Source organism: Streptomyces yaizuensis, from assembly GCF_034961445.1.
Classification (GTDB): Bacteria; Actinomycetota; Actinomycetes; order Streptomycetales; family Streptomycetaceae; genus Streptomyces; species Streptomyces yaizuensis.
In genome coordinates this window covers 311,351-328,482 of record NZ_BSBI01000008.1, presented here as the reverse complement: position 1 = coordinate 328,482, position 17,132 = coordinate 311,351, and the positions used below count along the sequence as shown (strand labels likewise).

The 17,132-nt window shown below is 69.9% G+C and carries 18 protein-coding genes and 1 tRNA gene; 8 read left to right on the top strand and 11 right to left on the bottom strand.

Annotated elements, in window-relative coordinates; translation table 11 throughout:
• The first annotated feature begins 556 nt into the window (after positions 1 to 556).
• The 8 genes from dnaN to SYYSPA8_RS20900 all read left to right on the top strand — a co-directional run bounded on the left by dnaN (position 557) and on the right by SYYSPA8_RS20900 (position 10,466).
• On the top strand, positions 557 to 1,687 hold the full coding sequence (dnaN, locus tag SYYSPA8_RS20935) for a DNA polymerase III subunit beta (RefSeq protein WP_323448767.1): 1,131 nt from the start codon (positions 557 to 559) through the stop codon (positions 1,685 to 1,687).
• A 130-nt stretch (positions 1,688 to 1,817) separates the two neighbouring features.
• Positions 1,818 to 2,693 carry a phosphogluconate dehydrogenase (NAD(+)-dependent, decarboxylating) gene (gnd, locus tag SYYSPA8_RS20930; protein WP_323448766.1) on the top strand — a complete coding sequence of 292 codons (876 nt, stop codon included), beginning with the start codon at positions 1,818 to 1,820 and terminating at the stop codon, positions 2,691 to 2,693.
• Between the two features lie 34 nt (positions 2,694 to 2,727).
• Positions 2,728 to 3,885: a DNA replication/repair protein RecF gene (gene recF, locus SYYSPA8_RS20925; RefSeq protein ID WP_323448765.1), complete on the top strand. Its 1,158-nt coding sequence runs from the start codon at positions 2,728 to 2,730 to the stop codon at positions 3,883 to 3,885.
• Entirely contained in the window at positions 3,882 to 4,478 is a 597-nt protein-coding gene (locus SYYSPA8_RS20920) for a DUF721 domain-containing protein (protein ID WP_323448764.1), read from the top strand. Before recF ends, SYYSPA8_RS20920 begins: the two co-directional genes overlap by 4 nt.
• A gap of 390 nt (positions 4,479 to 4,868) precedes the next feature.
• Positions 4,869 to 6,932: a DNA topoisomerase (ATP-hydrolyzing) subunit B gene (gene gyrB / locus SYYSPA8_RS20915; protein WP_323448763.1), complete on the top strand. Its 2,064-nt coding sequence runs from the start codon at positions 4,869 to 4,871 to the stop codon at positions 6,930 to 6,932.
• 41 nt (positions 6,933 to 6,973) lie between these two features.
• Positions 6,974 to 9,583 carry a DNA gyrase subunit A gene (gene gyrA, locus SYYSPA8_RS20910; RefSeq protein WP_323448762.1) on the top strand — a complete coding sequence of 870 codons (2,610 nt, stop codon included), beginning with the start codon at positions 6,974 to 6,976 and terminating at the stop codon, positions 9,581 to 9,583.
• Between the two features lie 4 nt (positions 9,584 to 9,587).
• Positions 9,588 to 10,250 (top strand): DUF3566 domain-containing protein, encoded by a 663-nt coding sequence (locus SYYSPA8_RS20905; RefSeq protein WP_323448761.1) that lies wholly within the window; start codon positions 9,588 to 9,590, stop codon positions 10,248 to 10,250.
• 139 nt (positions 10,251 to 10,389) lie between these two features.
• Positions 10,390 to 10,466, top strand: a tRNA-Ile gene (locus SYYSPA8_RS20900).
• A 55-nt stretch (positions 10,467 to 10,521) separates the two neighbouring features.
• Here the strand turns inward: SYYSPA8_RS20900 and SYYSPA8_RS20895 are convergent.
• From SYYSPA8_RS20895 to SYYSPA8_RS20845, 11 genes are all read right to left on the bottom strand, one after another.
• Positions 10,522 to 11,679, bottom strand: a complete 1,158-nt coding sequence (locus tag SYYSPA8_RS20895) for a tyrosine-type recombinase/integrase (RefSeq protein WP_323448760.1) — start codon at positions 11,677 to 11,679, stop codon at positions 10,522 to 10,524.
• On the bottom strand, positions 11,679 to 11,858 hold the full coding sequence (locus SYYSPA8_RS20890) for a helix-turn-helix domain-containing protein (RefSeq protein WP_323448759.1): 180 nt from the start codon (positions 11,856 to 11,858) through the stop codon (positions 11,679 to 11,681). The genes SYYSPA8_RS20895 and SYYSPA8_RS20890 overlap by 1 nt, the downstream gene beginning before the upstream one ends.
• A complete protein-coding gene (gene repSA, locus SYYSPA8_RS20885) occupies positions 11,855 to 13,243 on the bottom strand; it encodes a replication initiator protein RepSA (RefSeq protein WP_323448758.1) in 1,389 nt (462 codons plus the stop codon). Before repSA ends, SYYSPA8_RS20890 begins: the two co-directional genes overlap by 4 nt.
• A 4-nt stretch (positions 13,244 to 13,247) precedes the next feature.
• The gene (locus SYYSPA8_RS20880) at positions 13,248 to 13,409 is read right to left on the bottom strand and encodes a hypothetical protein (RefSeq protein WP_323448835.1); all 162 of its coding nucleotides are present in this window, start codon (positions 13,407 to 13,409) and stop codon (positions 13,248 to 13,250) included.
• An 89-nt stretch (positions 13,410 to 13,498) separates the two neighbouring features.
• Positions 13,499 to 13,711, bottom strand: coding sequence for a hypothetical protein (locus SYYSPA8_RS20875; protein WP_323448757.1), 213 nt, complete (start codon positions 13,709 to 13,711; stop codon positions 13,499 to 13,501).
• 16 nt (positions 13,712 to 13,727) lie between these two features.
• Positions 13,728 to 14,042, bottom strand: a complete 315-nt coding sequence (locus SYYSPA8_RS20870; protein WP_323448756.1) for a hypothetical protein — start codon at positions 14,040 to 14,042, stop codon at positions 13,728 to 13,730.
• A gap of 16 nt (positions 14,043 to 14,058) precedes the next feature.
• The gene (locus SYYSPA8_RS20865) at positions 14,059 to 14,247 is read right to left on the bottom strand and encodes a mobile element transfer protein (RefSeq protein WP_323448755.1); all 189 of its coding nucleotides are present in this window, start codon (positions 14,245 to 14,247) and stop codon (positions 14,059 to 14,061) included.
• Positions 14,248 to 14,261: 14 nt separating this feature from the next.
• Positions 14,262 to 14,954 carry a DUF2637 domain-containing protein gene (locus tag SYYSPA8_RS20860; RefSeq protein ID WP_323448754.1) on the bottom strand — a complete coding sequence of 231 codons (693 nt, stop codon included), beginning with the start codon at positions 14,952 to 14,954 and terminating at the stop codon, positions 14,262 to 14,264.
• 73 nt (positions 14,955 to 15,027) lie between these two features.
• Positions 15,028 to 15,201, bottom strand: a complete 174-nt coding sequence (locus tag SYYSPA8_RS20855; protein WP_323448753.1) for a hypothetical protein — start codon at positions 15,199 to 15,201, stop codon at positions 15,028 to 15,030.
• 93 nt (positions 15,202 to 15,294) lie between these two features.
• Entirely contained in the window at positions 15,295 to 16,644 is a 1,350-nt protein-coding gene (locus SYYSPA8_RS20850) for an FtsK/SpoIIIE domain-containing protein (RefSeq protein WP_323448752.1), read from the bottom strand.
• Positions 16,645 to 16,646: 2 nt separating this feature from the next.
• Positions 16,647 to 17,003, bottom strand: coding sequence for an SCO3933 family regulatory protein (locus tag SYYSPA8_RS20845; protein WP_323448751.1), 357 nt, complete (start codon positions 17,001 to 17,003; stop codon positions 16,647 to 16,649).
• Positions 17,004 to 17,132 lie beyond the last annotated feature (129 nt).

The window sequence follows — 17,132 nt, the reverse complement described above, 5'->3', positions numbered from 1 at the left end:
AGCATCCGTCCACAGCGGTCGCCGTGCGTTGTCCACCGCCTACCCACAGGCAGGAGGCGGTTTCCCACAGCTTCTCCACAGCGCTGTCCACTGTTCGGCAACGATCGAGCCCCTCTCACCGTGTCGAGTGAAAGAGGTCACACCGATGCGCCGGGTTGGCCTGTGGGGAACCGGGGTAAAGCTGGGGACAGAGCTGGGGAGAACTCCCCATGGCCTGTGGACCGCCTGTGCAGAACTTTTCGGTGTCCACAGACGGCCCCGGTTATCCACCGGCTCCACCCACAGGCCCGGTGGATAAAAAAGCGGCCTTGACCTGCGAAAACAGGGTTATCCACCGTATCCACAGGCCCTACTACTACTCCCACTTAGAGTTACCGGGAAATCCGCTTCGAAGTGGGTCCTGTGCACAACTCGGCGCCGCGGGCCGCGACACCCGCGGTCACGACTTGACCCCGACCCGCGCCGACTGTCAGTGCGGTGCGTCAGACTGGTCCCCGGCGACACAGCCGACGAGAAGGCCAGCAAGGCGAGCCAGCAACAGCAGGAGGCGGTTCCGGTGAAGATCCGGGTTGAGCGCGATGTACTCGCGGAGGCGGTGGCCTGGGTGGCCCGGAGCCTCCCGGCCCGTCCGCCGGCGCCCGTGCTCGCGGGCCTGCTGCTGAAGGCGGAGGAGGGCGCTCTGAGCTTCTCCAGCTTCGACTACGAGGTCTCCGCCCGTGTCTCCGTCGAGGCCGAGGTCGACGAGGACGGCACCGTCCTCGTCTCCGGCCGGCTGCTCGCCGACATCTGCCGCGCCCTCCCCAACCGCCCGGTGGAGATTTCCACAGACGGTGTACGGGCGACCGTGGTCTGCGGCTCCTCCCGCTTCACGCTCCACACCCTCCCGGTGGAGGAGTACCCCTCGCTGCCGCAGATGCCGACCGCCACCGGCACCGTCCCGGGTGAGGTCTTCGCCTCCGCCGCCGCCCAGGTCGCCATCGCCGCCGGCCGCGACGACACGCTGCCCGTCCTCACCGGCGTCCGGATCGAGATCGAGGGCGACACCGTCACCCTGGCCTCCACCGACCGCTACCGCTTCGCCGTCCGCGAGTTCCTGTGGAAGCCGGAGAACCCGGAGGCGTCCGCCGTCGCCCTGGTGCCCGCGAAGACCCTGCTCGACACCGCCAAGTCGCTGACCAGCGGTGACACCGTCACGCTCGCGCTCTCCGGCTCGGGCGCCGGAGAGGGCCTGATCGGTTTCGAGGGCGCGGGCCGCCGCACCACCACCCGGCTGCTCGAAGGCGACCTGCCGAAGTACCGCACGCTCTTCCCGACCGAGTTCAACTCGGTGGCGGTCATCGAGACCGCGCCCTTCGTCGAGGCCGTCAAGCGCGTGGCCCTCGTCGCCGAGCGGAACACCCCGGTCCGGCTCAGCTTCGAGCAGGGCGTGCTGATCCTGGAGGCGGGCTCCAGCGACGACGCACAGGCTGTGGAGCGCGTCGATGCCCAGCTGGAGGGCGACGACATCTCGATCGCCTTCAACCCCACCTTCCTGCTCGACGGCCTGAGCGCGATCGACTCCCCGGTCGCCCAGCTCTCGTTCACCACCTCCACCAAGCCCGCGCTGCTCAGCGGCAAGCCGGCCGTGGACGCCGAGGCGGACGAGGCGTACAAGTACCTGATCATGCCCGTACGACTCTCGGGCTGAGCCCCCGCCGGGCCGCCGGACGACGCCTTCACGACGGGCCTGCTCCCCGGGGGCAGGCCCGTCGGGCTGCACGACGCGTCCCGGCGTAGGCTCGGAACCGTTCACGCACCACGACGCTTAAGGACATGAGATGCAGCTCGGCCTCGTCGGCCTCGGCAAAATGGGCGGCAACATGCGCGAGCGCATCCGCCGCGCGGGCCACACCGTCATCGGCTACGACCGCAACCCGGACATCGCCGATGTCCACAGCCTCCAGGAGCTTGTGGACAGCCTGGAGGGCCCCCGGGTGGTGTGGGTGATGGTCCCGGCCGGCGCCGCGACCCAGTCCACCATCGACGAGCTGGCCGAGCTGCTCTCCCCCGGCGACGTCGTCGTGGACGGCGGCAACTCCCGCTGGACCGACGACGAGCGCCACGCCGTCGAGCTGGGCATCAAGGGCATCGGCTTCGTGGACTGCGGTGTCTCCGGCGGTGTCTGGGGCCTGGAGAACGGCTACGCGCTGATGTACGGCGGCTCCGCCGAGCATGTCGCCCAGGTGCAGCCGGTCTTCGACGCCCTGAAGCCGGCCGGCCCGTACGGCGCCGTCCACGCCGGCAAGGTCGGCGCCGGGCACTTCGCCAAGATGGTCCACAACGGCATCGAGTACGCCATGATGCAGGCCTACGCCGAGGGCTGGGAGCTGCTGGAGAAGGTCGACTCCGTCACCGATGTGCGCGAGGTCTTCCGCTCCTGGCAGGAGGGCACGGTCATCCGCTCCTGGCTGCTCGACCTGGCCGTCAACGCGCTGGACGAGGACGAGCACCTGGAGAAGCTGCGCGGCTACGCCGAGGACAGCGGCGAGGGCCGGTGGACGGTCGAGGCCGCCATCGACAACGCCGTGCCGCTGCCCGCGATCACCGCCTCGCTCTTCGCGCGGTTCGCCTCCCGTCAGGACGACTCCCCGCAGATGAAGATGATCGCCGCGCTGCGCAACCAGTTCGGCGGCCACGCGGTGGAGACGAAGTAGTACACCCTGCTGCCGGGGGAGGTCGGCGCTCACCATGCATGTCACGCATCTGTCGCTGGCCGACTTCCGTTCGTACGCCCGGGTCGAGGTCCCGCTCGATCCGGGCGTGACCTCGTTCGTCGGGGCGAACGGGCAGGGCAAGACCAATCTGGTGGAGGCGGTCGGCTATCTGGCCACGCTCGCCAGCCACCGGGTCGCCTCGGACGCGCCGCTGGTCCGCGCCGGGGCCGAGCGGGCGGTGATCCGGGCCGCCGTCACCCAGGGCGAGCGCTCCCAGCTGGTGGAGCTCGAGCTGAACCCGGGCCGGGCCAACCGTGCCCGTATCAATCGGTCGTCGCAGGTCAGACCACGTGATGTGTTGGGGATAGTCCGGACGGTGCTGTTCGCGCCGGAGGATCTGGCGCTGGTGAAGGGCGACCCGGGCGACCGCCGGCGGTTCCTGGACGAGCTGATCACCGCGCGCTCCCCCCGGATGGCGGGGGTCCGCTCCGACTACGAGCGCGTGCTCAAGCAGCGCAACACCCTGCTGAAGTCGGCGGCGCTGGCCCGCCGGCACGGCGGCACCCGGTCCGGGGCCGATCTCTCCACGCTGGACATCTGGGACCAGCATCTGGCCCGGACGGGCGCGGAGCTGCTGGCCCGCCGGCTCGACCTGGTGGCGACGCTGCTGCCGCTGGCCGACAAGGCGTACGAGTCGCTGGCGCCGGGCGGCGGTCCGCTCGCCCTGGAGTACCGCTCCTCCGCCGGTCCACAGGCCGCACCCGAGACGCCCGGCGCGCCCGGTGCGTGCAGTCCCGAGGAGCTGTACGAGGTGCTGCTGGCCGCGCTCGGCGAGGCCCGCAAGCAGGAGATCGAGCGCGGGGTGACCCTGGTCGGCCCGCACCGCGACGAGCTGGTCCTCAAGCTGGGCGAGCTGCCCGCGAAGGGGTACGCCAGCCATGGCGAGTCCTGGTCGTACGCGCTGGCGCTCCGGCTGGCCTCGTACGAGCTGCTGCGGAGCGAGGGCCATGAGCCGGTGCTCGTCCTGGACGACGTCTTCGCCGAGCTGGACGCCCGGCGGCGGGAGCGACTGGCGGAATTGGTCGCTCCGGGGGAGCAGGTGCTGGTGACCGCGGCGGTGGACGACGACGTCCCCGCCGTGCTGACCGGAGTGCGGTACTCCGTCTCCGGCGGAGAGGTGACACGGGTATGAGCGAGAACACACCGGGCCTTCCCCTGCCCGGACCGGCGGCGGTTCCCGCGGCCTCGGCCGCCCCGCTGGCGACGCCGGCCGCCCCGGTGGCATCCGGCGTGGACCTGGCCCGGGTCGCGCTGCGCGCGGCCAAGGAGCAGGCCCGCGCCCGGGGTGCGGCGGCGCAGGAGAAACGCCAGGCCAGAAGGGGTGGCGGACTCCGTTCCGGCGCCCGTGCCGACGGCCGCGACCCGCTGGCCCTCGGCGCGGCGATCAATCGGCTGATCACCGAGCGCGGCTGGGAGACACCGGCGGCGGTCGGCGGGGTGATGGGCCGCTGGCCGCAGATCGTGGGCGAGAACCTGGCCAATCACTGCGTACCGCTGCGCTACGACGAGGCACCGGACGAGCGGGTCCTGACCGTGCAGTGCGACTCCACGGCCTGGGCGACGGAGCTGCGGCTGCTGGCGCCCCGGCTGGTGGCCCGGCTCAACGAGGACCTGGGCCAGGGCACGGTCCGGCTGATCAAGGTGCTGGGTCCGGGGGCGCCGCGCAAGGGGTACGGGCCGCTGCGGGCGCCCGGCAGCACGGGCCCCGGTGACACCTACGGCTGAGTCCGCTTCCCGCCGTGTTCGCAGCCGGTGGAGCCTGCGCCCGATTTATTGGCGTTCACCGCCTTTTCACCTGGACGCCACCCCGTCGGAATGATCGATTCCGGCCCTGCGTCGCACGGTGGGGGCGGCTGCGGAGGCTCCCTCCGATGAGGGGTCCGTCACCGGTTTCGCCCATTGACAGGCCAAAGCGCTCAACGCCCGTGTGAGCCTCCTGGAGCCCCTGCCCGAATATGGGGAGTCGGACCGACCGGGTTGAGGGCGGCACATGCGGACTCAGCTACCGGCAAACCCCCATTCGTGTCAGTGGTACCGGTAGACTGGTGGACAATCCCGCCACCTTGCGGAAATGTCGAACGACGCAGCCGCTCCAGCATGCTCGGAGAACGGCCTGTGCTGTGCCAGAAAGGGCGCTTCGTGGCCGATTCCGGCAACCCCAACGAGAACCTCCCGTCCACCCCCGCCGGCTCGTCGGGCGAGGTAACCGCCTCGTACGACGCCAGCGCGATCACCGTCCTCGAAGGGCTGGACGCGGTCCGCAAGCGCCCCGGCATGTACATCGGCTCGACCGGTGAGCGTGGGCTTCATCACCTGGTCCAGGAAGTCGTCGACAACTCCGTCGACGAGGCCATGGCCGGCCACGCGGACACCATCCACGTGACGATCCTGGCCGACGGCGGCGTCCGCGTCGTCGACAACGGCCGCGGCATCCCCGTGGGCATCGTCCCCTCGGAGAACAAGCCCGCCGTCGAGGTCGTGCTCACCGTCCTGCACGCGGGCGGCAAGTTCGGCGGCGGTGGCTACGCGGTCTCCGGCGGTCTGCACGGCGTCGGCGTCTCCGTCGTCAACGCGCTCTCCTCCAAGGTCGCCGTCGAGGTCAAGACGGACGGCTACCGCTGGACCCAGGACTACAAGCTGGGCGTCCCCACCGCCCCGCTCGCGCGGAACGAGGAGACGGACGAGACCGGCACCACGGTCACCTTCTGGGCCGACGGCGACATCTTCGAGACCACCGAGTACTCCTTCGAGACGCTCTCGCGCCGCTTCCAGGAGATGGCCTTCCTCAACAAGGGCCTCACCCTGACGCTGACCGACGAGCGCGAGTCGGCCAAGGCCACGGTGGGCGCCGACAGCGCCGAGGAGGCCGAGCAGGAGCAGGTCCGCACGGTCAAGTACCACTACGAGGGCGGCATCGTCGACTTCGTGAAGTACCTGAACTCGCGCAAGGGCGAGCTGGTCCACCCCACCGTGATCGACGTCGAGTCCGAGGACCGCGAGCGGCTGCTCTCGGTCGAGATCGCGATGCAGTGGAACACCCAGTACACGGAGGGCGTCTACTCCTTCGCGAACACGATCCACACCCACGAGGGCGGTACCCACGAAGAGGGCTTCCGGGCCGCGCTCACCGGTCTGGTCAATCGTTACGCCCGTGACAAGAAGCTGCTCCGGGAGAAGGACGACAACCTCTCCGGCGAGGACATCCGCGAGGGCCTGACCGCGATCATCTCGGTCAAGCTGGGCGAGCCGCAGTTCGAGGGCCAGACCAAGACCAAGCTGGGCAACACCGAGGCGAAGACCTTTGTCCAGAAGGTGGTCCACGAGAACCTGACGGACTGGTTCGACCGCAACCCCAACGAGGCGGCGGACATCGTCCGCAAGGCGATCCAGGCGCAGACCGCCCGGGTGGCCGCCCGCAAGGCCCGCGACCTCACCCGCCGCAAGGGCCTGCTGGAGTCGGCGTCGCTGCCGGGCAAGCTCAGCGACTGCCAGTCCAACGACCCGACGAAGTGCGAGATCTTCATCGTCGAGGGCGACTCCGCCGGCGGCTCGGCGAAGTCCGGCCGCAACCCGATGTACCAGGCGATCCTGCCCATCCGCGGCAAGATCCTGAACGTCGAGAAGGCCCGGATCGACAAGATCCTCCAGAACACCGAGGTCCAGGCGCTGATCTCGGCGTTCGGCACCGGGATCCACGAGGACTTCGACATCGAGAAGCTCCGCTATCACAAGATCATCCTGATGGCGGACGCCGACGTCGACGGTCAGCACATCAACACCCTGCTGCTGACCTTCCTCTTCCGCTTCATGCGGCCGCTGGTCGAGGCCGGCCATGTCTTCCTCTCCCGCCCCCCGCTCTACAAGATCAAGTGGGGTCGGGACGACTTCGAGTACGCCTACTCCGACCGCGAGCGCGACGCCCTGGTCGAGCTGGGCAAGCAGCAGGGGAAGCGGATCCGCGAGGACTCGATCCAGCGCTTCAAGGGTCTGGGCGAGATGAACGCCGAGGAGCTGCGCGTCACCACGATGGACGTCGAGCACCGGGTGCTCGGCCAGGTCACGCTGGACGACGCCGCCCAGGCCGACGACCTGTTCTCGGTGCTGATGGGAGAGGACGTCGAGGCCCGGCGCTCCTTCATCCAGCGCAACGCCAAGGACGTCCGCTTCCTCGACATCTGAGTCGGCCCCTGCTGACCGTACGAAAGGACTGAAGACCGGCAATGGCCGACGAGATCTCCACCCCCGCCCCCACCGAGGAAGCCCAGCCGCAGCGGATCGAGCCCGTCGGGCTCGAAACCGAGATGCAGCGGTCGTACCTCGACTACGCGATGTCCGTCATCGTCTCGCGTGCGCTCCCCGACGTACGGGACGGCCTCAAGCCCGTCCACCGCCGGGTGCTCTACGCGATGTACGACGGCGGCTACCGGCCCGAGAAGGGCTTCTACAAGTGCGCCCGCGTCGTCGGCGACGTCATGGGCACGTACCACCCGCACGGCGACACCTCGATCTACGACGCGCTGGTCCGCCTGGCCCAGCCGTGGTCCATGCGGCTGCCGCTGGTCGACTCCAACGGAAACTTCGGCTCCCCGGGCAACGACCCCGCCGCCGCCATGCGCTACACCGAGTGCAAGATGGCGCCGCTCTCCATGGAGATGCTGCGGGACATCGACGAGGAGACCGTCGACTTCCAGGACAACTACGACGGCCGCAACCAGGAGCCGACCGTCCTCCCGGCCCGGATCCCGAACCTGCTGGTCAACGGGTCCGCCGGCATCGCGGTCGGCATGGCGACCAACATCCCGCCGCACAATCTGCGCGAGGTCGCGGCCGGTGCGCAGTGGGCGCTGGAGCACCCCACCGCCAGCCACGAGGAGCTGCTGGACGCGCTCATCGAGCGGATCAAGGGCCCGGACTTCCCGACCGGCGCCCTGGTCGTCGGCCGCAAGGGCATCGAGGAGGCGTACCGCACCGGTCGCGGCTCCATCACCATGCGCGCGGTCGTCGAGGTCGAGGAGATCCAGAACCGGCAGTGCCTGGTGGTCACGGAGCTTCCGTACCAGGTGAACCCGGACAACCTCGCGCAGAAGATCGCCGACCTGGTGAAGGACGGCAGGATCGGCGGCATCGCCGACGTCCGCGACGAGACCTCCTCCCGCACCGGGCAGCGGCTCGTCATCGTCCTCAAGCGGGACGCGGTCGCCAAGGTCGTGCTGAACAACCTCTACAAGCACACCGACCTCCAGACCAACTTCGGCGCGAACATGCTGGCGCTGGTCGACGGCGTGCCGCGCACCCTGTCGCTGGACGCGTTCATCCGCCACTGGGTGACGCACCAGATCGAGGTCGTCGTCCGCCGTACGCGCTTCCGTCTGCGCAAGGCGGAGGAGCGGGCCCACATCCTGCGCGGTCTGCTCAAGGCGCTGGACGCCATCGACGAGGTCATCGCGCTCATCCGGCGCAGCGACACCGTCGACATCGCGCGCACCGGCCTGATGGACCTGCTGACCATCGACGAGATCCAGGCCAACGCGATCCTGGAGATGCAGCTCCGCCGGCTGGCGGCGCTGGAGCGCCAGAAGATCGTCCAGGAGCACGACGAGCTCCAGGCGAAGATCAACGAGTACAACGCGATCCTGGCCTCCCCCGAGAAGCAGCGCCGGATCGTCAGCGACGAGCTGGCCGTGATCGTCGACAAGTTCGGCGACGACCGCCGCAGCCAGCTGGTGCCCTTCGACGGTGACATGTCCATCGAGGACCTGATCGCCGAGGAGGACATCGTCGTCACCATCAGCCGGGGCGGCTATGTGAAGCGCACCCGGACGGACGACTACCGCTCGCAGAAGCGCGGCGGCAAGGGCGTGCGGGGCACGAAGCTGAAGGAAGACGACATCGTCGACCACTTCTTCGTCTCCACCACCCATCACTGGCTGCTCTTCTTCACCAACAAGGGCCGGGTGTACCGGGCCAAGGCGTACGAGCTGCCGGACGCGGGCCGGGACGCGCGGGGTCAGCATGTGGCCAATCTGCTCGCGTTCCAGCCGGACGAGCGGATCGCGCAGATCCTCGCCGTACGGGACTACGACGTCGCGCCGTACCTGGTGCTCGCCACCAAGGCCGGCCTGGTCAAGAAGACCCCGCTGAAGGACTACGACTCGCCGCGCTCCGGTGGTGTGATCGCGATCAATCTGCGGGAGACCGACAGCGGCGCCGACGACGAGCTGATCGGCGCGGAGCTGGTCTCCGCCGCGGACGACCTGCTGCTCATCAGCAGGAAGGCCCAGTCCATCAGGTTCACCGCGACGGACGACGCACTGCGTCCGATGGGCCGCGCCACCTCGGGTGTGAAGGGGATGAGTTTCCGCGAAGGGGACGAACTCCTCTCGATGAATGTGGTGCGCCCGGGTACGTTCGTGTTCACCGCCACAGATGGTGGGTACGCGAAGCGAACCGCGGTGGACGAATATCGCGTCCAAGGACGTGGAGGCCTCGGTATCAAGGCCGCCAAGATCGTTGAGGACCGTGGATCGCTCGTGGGCGCGCTGGTGGTGGAGGAGACCGATGAGATTCTCGCCATCACCCTCGGCGGCGGTGTGATCCGTACGCGAGTCAATGAAGTCAGGGAGACGGGCCGTGACACCATGGGCGTCCAACTGATCAACCTGGGCAAGCGGGACGCCGTTGTCGGTATCGCGCGGAACGCCGAGGCTGGACGAGAGGCCGAAGAGGTCGATGGGACCGACGAGGCCGCAGTGACTGATGGAGCCGACGGCGGCACGGCCGCGTCGGCAGCCGAGGGCACCGAGCCCTCGGCCGGGGAGCACGAGGAGTAGAAGCGTGAGTGGAGCCACGGGCGCCGGTTCGGCCGCTGGTGCGGCTGGAGCCGCTGGAAAGAACGGTGCCCGTGGCTCCGCCGCGGAATCCCAGGGGGCGACGGTGACGGAGACCCGGGGGCCCAAGCCCCCGTTCGGAAAGACCGGTGGCGAGCCGCCGCGCAAGCCCGCCGGGCAGCAGCCCTACCGCCCGCCGCAGGCGTACCAGGCGCCGGCCCCGGCGCCCGCGCTCGCGTCGCAGGACGACGACGAGTCGGGCATGCGCTTCCCGCGCACCGGCGCCCGGACCACCCCGCGCACCCGCAAGGCGCGGCTGCGGGTGGCGAAGGCCGACCCGTGGTCGGTGATGAAGGTCAGCTTCCTGCTCTCCATCGCGCTGGGCATCTGCACGGTGGTCGCGGCGGCGGTGCTGTGGATGGTCATGGACGCGATGGGCGTCTTCTCCACGGTCGGCGGCACCATCAGCGAGGCGACCGGCTCGAACGAGAGCAACGGTTTTGACCTCCAGTCCTTCCTGTCGCTGCCGCGGGTGCTGATCTTCACCTCCGTGGTCGCGGTGATCGATGTGGTCCTCGCCACGGCGCTGGCGACGCTCGGGGCCTTCATCTACAACCTGTCCGCCGGATTCGTCGGCGGCGTGGAGCTGACCCTGGCGGAGGACGAGTAGGTCCCCCGCGGTTGGTCCCCCGCGGTCCGGGCCGTCCGGGCCGTCCGGTCTCCGGGGGTCATTCCCCGGCCCCCGGGGGACGGATTTGGGCACAGCCCGCCACGTGCGCTAATCTTCAGAGGTCAGCGCGCAGCGCGGCGGGGCTATAGCTCAGTTGGTTAGAGCGCATCCCTGATAAGGATGAGGCCACAGGTTCAAATCCTGTTAGCCCCACCAGCACAAAAACCCCCAGGCGATCACGCCCGGGGGTTTTTGACATCCATGGCTGACATCAGCCGATGAGTGGATCTTCCAGCAGCTCCGCGAGCATGTCCGTGGCCTCGCGCTCACGGCCGCCCACCACGTGGGTGTAGATGTCCAAGGTCATGCTGATCTGGCTGTGGCGCAGGATCACCTGCGCGACCTTCGGGTGCACCTTGAGGAAGGCCAGCAGGGTGCCGCAGGTGTGCCGGGCGATCCGGACGGTGATCCGGCGCACTCCTGACCGCCTGATCAGGGAGTCGAAGGTACGGGAGAAAGCCCGGGGGTCGATCAGGCCGCCATGGTTCGCCGAGAAGATCACGTCATGGTCGGGGGACTGCTCCCACGAGTCACCCGCGATCTTCCTTTCCAGCTCTTGCAGCTCCCGGCGGCCTTCCAGCGCGCGAGCGCAGAACTCAGGCAGGGGCAGGGCAGCCTGCGAGGAGTCGGTTTTCAGGGACTTCAGTACGAGGCCGACACCCGTGACCCGCTGCACTTGCTTGGTGGGAGTGAACTGCCGGCGGGCGAAGTCGATGTCCTGCCAGCGCAGCCCCATCACCTCGCCCCGGCGCAGTCCCAGCACCAGGACCAGGACGCAGGCCGCGTAGAAGCGGTGGGCCCGGACGGACCGGAGAAACGTGATGGCCTCCGGCGCGTCCCACGGCTTTCCCTTCTCCGTGTCCACCTTGGGCATGTCCACGAGCAGCGCCACGTTCCGCGTGATGATCTCCTCTTTGATCGCCCTGTTGAGCGCGTTCCGGAGTGTCCGCAGAACTTCGAAGCGGGTCGGAGCCGGGACCTTCCGCCGCTTGAGGGCCGCCATGAAGGCGCGGACCTGCGCGGCCGACAGCCGGGTGAGCGGCTTCGTCCCCAGCTGGGGAACGATGTAGAGCCGTACCTTCGACTCGTACTTCGCGTACGTGTTGTGCTCCAGGTTGGGCCGGACGATGTGGGTCAGCCAGTAGGCCAGCCATTCACCGAGCTGCCAGGACCGGGACGGGACGGGGACGCCGTTGCGCTCCTGGTGCTGGAGCTTGCCCAGCTTCTCGTTGGCCTCGTCCCACGTCGAGCCGTAGACGTACCGGCGGACACGGTGGCCATCGGTGTCGGTGACGTACGCGGCACCTTGGTACCGGCCGTCCTTGCGCTGGGTGATGGTGCCACCGCCGTTGGGGCGTCGCTTGGCCATCAGGCCGCCTCCCCCAGCTCGCCGAGGATGAAGTCGCGGATGGACTGCGCGGGGATCCGGCGGGCGCGGCCGAGGCGGATGGAGGCGAGTCGGCGGGTGCGGATCAGGTCGTATACGGCGGTACGGCCGAGCTTGAGCCGGGCCATGACCTCGGGGACGGTGAGCAGTTCGTCGGTCATGCCGGATCCCCCCAGCCGTCAGGGTCGGCCAGCTCGGTTCGGGCATGGCGTGCTGCCTCGCGGCCCGCCTGGAGGTCGCGGTGGATGGTGGCTGCGAGCCAGCTTTCGCCGGGGGTGTGGCCGTGTCCGGCGTAGGTCCAGTGGGCGAGTGTGAGTGTGGTCGGGTCGGTGTGGTCGGGGGCGGCCGGGTCCTGGAGGGCGCGGTAGTCGGCGCGGGCCTGGCGGAGGGCGCCGAGGGTGGTGGAGTAGCGGCGGCTCTTGGTGGAGAAGTGGCCGCGGAAGCCGAGCATGTGGGCCCAGGCGCGGAGGTTGCGGTCCGGGTAGGCGGGGTGGAGGTCGAGGCACGTGGAGATGAGGCGCCGGGTGTGCTCGGGGACGTCGAGGAGGGCGGCGGCTTCGTGGTTGCCGACGGGCCGGTCCAGGGTGCCGGTGGTCTCGGCCGCCTTGGTGGCGTACTTGGCGACGTAGGCCGCGACGGCCTGCTCCGTCAGGTCCTGTCCGTCGCCGAAGGCGTGGATGGGCCGGATGTCGAGCTGGGCGCCCCAGCGGACGAGCCGTTCCGGCCGGTCGTGCTTGGTGGCGGCGGGGACGGTGATCCGGGCGCGGTCGGCAGCGGTACGGATGGCGTTGGTGAGGAGGTCGTGGGTGGCCCAGGGCGGGGGCGGGGAGTCGGGTCCGTCCGGCCCGTCGAACCGTACGACGGCGTGGAAGTGGATGGCGCCGCGCTTCTGGTACTCGGCCACCTTGGCGTAGGAGATCCGTACCCGCTCACGTAGTTCACGCTGGGTGATGCCGGCGTGTTTCGCGGTCTCCCGGAACAGGTAGATGGTGAAGCGGCGCCACAGGTCTCCGGCGTGGTTGTTCCACAGCACGGCGCCTTCGTAGTCGTAGTGGGCGGGGTCCAGGGCGGTGCCGAGGGCGGGATCGTCTTCGGTGTGGTGGGTGCCGCAGCGGCAGGGCCGGTGGTCGGGCCGGTTGTGGACGGGGCCGAAGCCGGGGGCGGTGAGGGTGGTGAAGACGCGGGGGTGGTCCCGGACGGTGGTGGGGGTGCCCTTGGCGGTGTCGCCGGTGAGTCCGGCGCGGATCAGGTGGTAGGTGTCCCCGGCGTAGGTCCAGGCGCAGGCGGGGCAGCGGGAGGCCCGGCGGTTGCCGCAGGCGATGCGGAGCCGTCCGCCGGGCTCGTGGTCGGTCGAGTACCTGTGGAGGATGTCTCCGGTCGCACGGTCGCGTGTGGTCGTGGTGCCCGTCAGATGGATCGGGTCCGCGCAGCCACCGGTGCGGCGGATCTGGTCCTGCCAGCGGTCGAAGCCGGGGGACCCGGCCACCCGCAGCGCGTCGCTGAGGGTGGCCGGGGCCGGGGCCGCCAGGAGGGCGGTGGGGGTCACTCGATCACCTCGCGCCGGTACGGGTGCCGGTGCCGTGGCAGGTCGGGCAGACGACGGACTTGGTGCGGCGGGGGCCGTGGCGGGGGCCGGTGGTGATGGTGACGACGGGGAAGCCGTCGCAGTCCGGGCAGATACGCCCACGACGGGGCCTGAGTTGGGGCATCATGGGATCGCCTTTCGGGTCCGTTGGATCTGGAAGGGTGCTGCGCCCGGGGCGGCGGATACTTGGCGGTAGAGGCCGCCCCGGGGGTGGAATCAGAGACCGGCGCTGTTGCAGTCGCCGCATTCGTCGGAGCACGGCTCCAGGCACTGTCCGAGCAGGGCGGAGGAGATGGCGTTCGCCGCCTTGGTCCCCTTCTCCCCGGCCACGGCCGCACCCGCCCGGTACAAGGCGATGGTGGCCGCGTCCCGTACCGGCCGGGCGTCGTCGCTGTTGCCGCTGTTGGTGTTCTTGTTCCGTCCGAACATGTTGGGTCCCTTCGGGTCAGTGTTTCCGGGTGCGGGTGCGGGTGCGGGTGCGGGTGCGGGTGCGGGTGCGGTTGAGGGTGAGTCCGATGCCGCCGGTCGCGGAGAGCACGGCGACGGCGGCGAGCGAGGCCACGTGGAGCGTCACGGCGATCATCACGACGACGAGGACGATGCAGCCGGTGATCGTGAGCGTGAGCAGGATCGGGCCGGTGTAGGAGCGGGGCGCGGCCTGGACGATCACGACGCGTCGGGGGTCGGTGCCGGGCGGGAGCTGCCGCAGGAGGTCGGCGGGGATGTGCCCGGCGGTGGCCTGTTCGTGGGGTGTGCGCATGGTGGTCATCCCCGTGTCAGGCGGTGCACTGGTGGGTGCGGGCAGCGAGTTCGGCGGCGGCGCGGTTGCGGTAGTCGGCGGAGAAGCCGCACTTCGGGGCGGTGCAGGCGGCGGTGTGCCGGTCGCGTCCCCGGCCGTCGTAGTAGCTGCCGACCTGGACCGGGCCGATGCGGATCATGTCGCGGAAGCGGTTCGGGCGAGGCATGACGATCTCTCCTGTCAGGTGAGTTGCGCGGCGATGGCAGCGGCCATCGGGGCGGGGACGCCGAGCCGGGCGCGCAGGGTGTCGGTGTCGATCACGAAGCCGGTACGGGCACGGTGGTCGGCCGCGATCTTCCGGGCGTGATCTACCAGGGCCGTCGGCACGGGCAGTGCCGGAGCCGGAGCCGGTGCGGGCTCAGGATCGGGAACCGGGTCAGGGGCCGGGACGAGGGCGGGCACGGGCGCCGCTTCCGGGAGTTCCGGTAGTTCGCCGCCGGACTCCAGGGGCTCGGGCTCCGGGGCCGTGTCCGCTTCCGGTTCAGGGGCGGTTTCCTCTGCCGCCGGGGGCGGGGTGTGGGCGAGGAGGGTTCCGCCGAGGAAGGCGAGGGCGGGCCAGCCTGCGACCAGGATCCGCAGCCAGGAAGGCGGGGAGTCGAGGTCGAGGAGCCCGGCGGTGGCGACGTTCGCGCCCAGCGACGCGGCCAGCGCGATGAGGAACCAGCACCAGCCGGACGCCTTCGCGGTACCGGAGCGGATTCGGCGCCAGGCAGCGACCATCAGCAGGTCCACGGAGACCGGATAGGCCCACGCTTTCCACCCGGCCTGACCAGCAGCGGCGGCGAGGTCGTGCAGGTGGGCGAAGGACAGAGCGGCCGCGATGACCGCCTGGATCAGAACCGCGTCCACCCGGTGCTTGATCGTCTCGAACAAAGGGATCACCTCCTATCAAGGGAGGTCAGGCCCGGCCGGTACGTCGATCCGGCCGGGGCGGGACGACGGGATGTCAGGCGAGGAGGCCGGTGCCCCAGCAGGCGAGGCACGCCACGATCTGGAGGTGCTTGGTCTCCTGCTTCTTGCGGGAGCCGACGACCACGGTCTCCGTGGTCTCGCCCTTGCCGTCACAGGCGGGGCACTTCGGCGGAGCGGGCTTGCGGTTGGTCGTCTTCCGTGCGGCCATGGCGATCTCCCGGGATCGTGGTCAGGGCATGGATCGGGTAGGGACCTGGCGTGACGCGGTCACGCCGACCGTCGAGCGAGGAGAGGAAGTGGCTCAGTCGGCCACAGGCCGGGACTTGTCCAGCGGCAGGGCGTCACCGGGGCCGGGGGAAACGGCCGGCGGGCGGAACGCGGCCAGAGCGGGAAGGTCCGGAGTGAGGTACGCGTACCGGCGGCATGCCGCTGCGGTCTCGTCGGTGGTGACCTTGGGAGTGCGGATGCGGGACCAGCCGCCGGAGGCATCCCCCGCGACGGCGAGCCCGGGGCGGTCCGCCCGGATCTGCGTCGCGGCCACCATCGCCTCGGGGGAGATGTCACCCAGGCCCATTTCGGCGGTCTGCTTGTCGTTGACCCGGTGACACACGCGGCCGGTCAGCTGGGCCCGCAGCATCGTCGCCCCGCGTCCGAGTTCGGAGCCGAAGCGCTGCCCGCAGATCTCCAGGTAGATGCCGACCGCGCGGGCCATCTGCGCGAGACGGATCAACTGCTTCACCATCCGGTCCCGGCGGTCCTCATCCGCCTTCGCGGAGGTCAGGAACAGTTCGGCCACCTCGTCCACGAAGACCACGACCGGCACCGGCCGCGCGTCCTCCGGCAGCTCCCACAGGTCCGAGACCTGATGCAGGCTCAGCAGATCGAACCGGTCCTCCATCTCACCGACCAGCGCGTCCAGCAGCCCGGCAGCGGTCTCCGGATCGGTCGCGAAGGCGGAGAAGCGCGAGACGAACCGGATCTGCTCCACACCCCGCTTGCAGTCGATCCCCACCAGCGCCACATCCCGGGAAGCCAGTCCCCTGATCAGGTTCCGCTGGTACATCGACTTGCCGGACTGGTTCGCGCCCAGGGTCAGCGCGTGCGGGATCCGGAGGTAATTCCGGACGAACACGCCGCCGTCCTCCCGCAGCGCGACCGGGACCATCAGCGGCCCGCCGGTCCGGGGACGGTGGAGGATCCGGGGCATCCGCACCCGGCGCAGCACGTCGTATCCGGTCATCCGCAGTTCCACCAGGCCGGGCTTGGTGTCCACGACGACGATCGAGTAGACGCCGAAGGCGTGCCGCAGCCGGGCGGAGGCCGCCACCAGGTCGGCAGGCTCCAGGCCCGCCGCCAGCCGCAGCGTCACCCGAAGTCCCGTCGAGGTCATCCGCACCCGGCGGACCCGGGGCGGCACCGGGAGGACTTCCTTCCGAGTGGCCCGCAGAAGAGCCGCCCGCGCCCTGGTCGGCTGAACAGTCAGCCCGCACACGTCCATCGTGGACTCGTAGGTCAGCGCGAACCTCACCCGCGTCACCGGCAGTCCCACCAGAGACCACCACACCCGGGGAGCCCGCACCTTCGCGTAGCCGAGACCACCGGCGGCCGATAAGACCCCGGCCACCTCAGCCGCCGTCACCAGGTCCGACATGATCAGCCCTGGCCATTCGAGGCGGCAGCCGGAACCAGGGCCGTCACCGCGACCGCACGGAACGAGATCCCGTGACGCTTCTGGCCGTTGAACTCGTTCTCCCAGTCCCGGGCCCGCAGACCCGTCACCGCCACCAGCGTCCCCGGCACCAGACTCGCGTCGACCCCGGTCTTCGGAACCGCCACCTGGTACAGGTTCCCCTCACCGTCGTCCGCCACCAGCAGACCCACGGTGGACAGATCCGCCCCGGTCTCCCGGTCCTTGGCCACCTCACCCGTCTGCCGGTTAGCCACCTTCGGCACCGGCGGAGTCGCCACGAACACCGTGGCCGTCGACAGATCAATCTTGAACGAAGGCATAGATCTCTCCCTGTTCGGGGGGCGCACGTACCGAAGATCGCCCAACTGGCTTGAGCCACTTGCTGGCTTAAGCCAGTTGACCACAGGGGGTGTCGCGGGTCAAGTGACTGGCTTGAGCCAGTTGCTAGA

What these genes read in the sequence shown, in the direction of transcription:
- SYYSPA8_RS20850 (WP_323448752.1), bottom strand. Translation starts at nt 16,644, where the DNA reads ATGTCGGACCTGGTGACGGCGGCTGAGGTGGCCGGGGTCTTATCGGCC.
- gyrA (WP_323448762.1), top strand. Translation starts at nt 6,974, where the DNA reads ATGGCCGACGAGATCTCCACCCCCGCCCCCACCGAGGAAGCCCAGCCG.
- SYYSPA8_RS20875 (WP_323448757.1), bottom strand. Translation starts at nt 13,711, where the DNA reads ATGTTCGGACGGAACAAGAACACCAACAGCGGCAACAGCGACGACGCC.
- SYYSPA8_RS20880 (WP_323448835.1), bottom strand. Translation starts at nt 13,409, where the DNA reads ATGATGCCCCAACTCAGGCCCCGTCGTGGGCGTATCTGCCCGGACTGC.
- SYYSPA8_RS20920 (WP_323448764.1), top strand. Translation starts at nt 3,882, where the DNA reads ATGAGCGAGAACACACCGGGCCTTCCCCTGCCCGGACCGGCGGCGGTT.
- recF (WP_323448765.1), top strand. Translation starts at nt 2,728, where the DNA reads ATGCATGTCACGCATCTGTCGCTGGCCGACTTCCGTTCGTACGCCCGG.
- SYYSPA8_RS20865 (WP_323448755.1), bottom strand. Translation starts at nt 14,247, where the DNA reads ATGCCTCGCCCGAACCGCTTCCGCGACATGATCCGCATCGGCCCGGTC.
- SYYSPA8_RS20890 (WP_323448759.1), bottom strand. Translation starts at nt 11,858, where the DNA reads ATGACCGACGAACTGCTCACCGTCCCCGAGGTCATGGCCCGGCTCAAG.
- SYYSPA8_RS20845 (WP_323448751.1), bottom strand. Translation starts at nt 17,003, where the DNA reads ATGCCTTCGTTCAAGATTGATCTGTCGACGGCCACGGTGTTCGTGGCG.
- gnd (WP_323448766.1), top strand. Translation starts at nt 1,818, where the DNA reads ATGCAGCTCGGCCTCGTCGGCCTCGGCAAAATGGGCGGCAACATGCGC.
- SYYSPA8_RS20855 (WP_323448753.1), bottom strand. Translation starts at nt 15,201, where the DNA reads ATGGCCGCACGGAAGACGACCAACCGCAAGCCCGCTCCGCCGAAGTGC.
- SYYSPA8_RS20870 (WP_323448756.1), bottom strand. Translation starts at nt 14,042, where the DNA reads ATGCGCACACCCCACGAACAGGCCACCGCCGGGCACATCCCCGCCGAC.
- SYYSPA8_RS20895 (WP_323448760.1), bottom strand. Translation starts at nt 11,679, where the DNA reads ATGGCCAAGCGACGCCCCAACGGCGGTGGCACCATCACCCAGCGCAAG.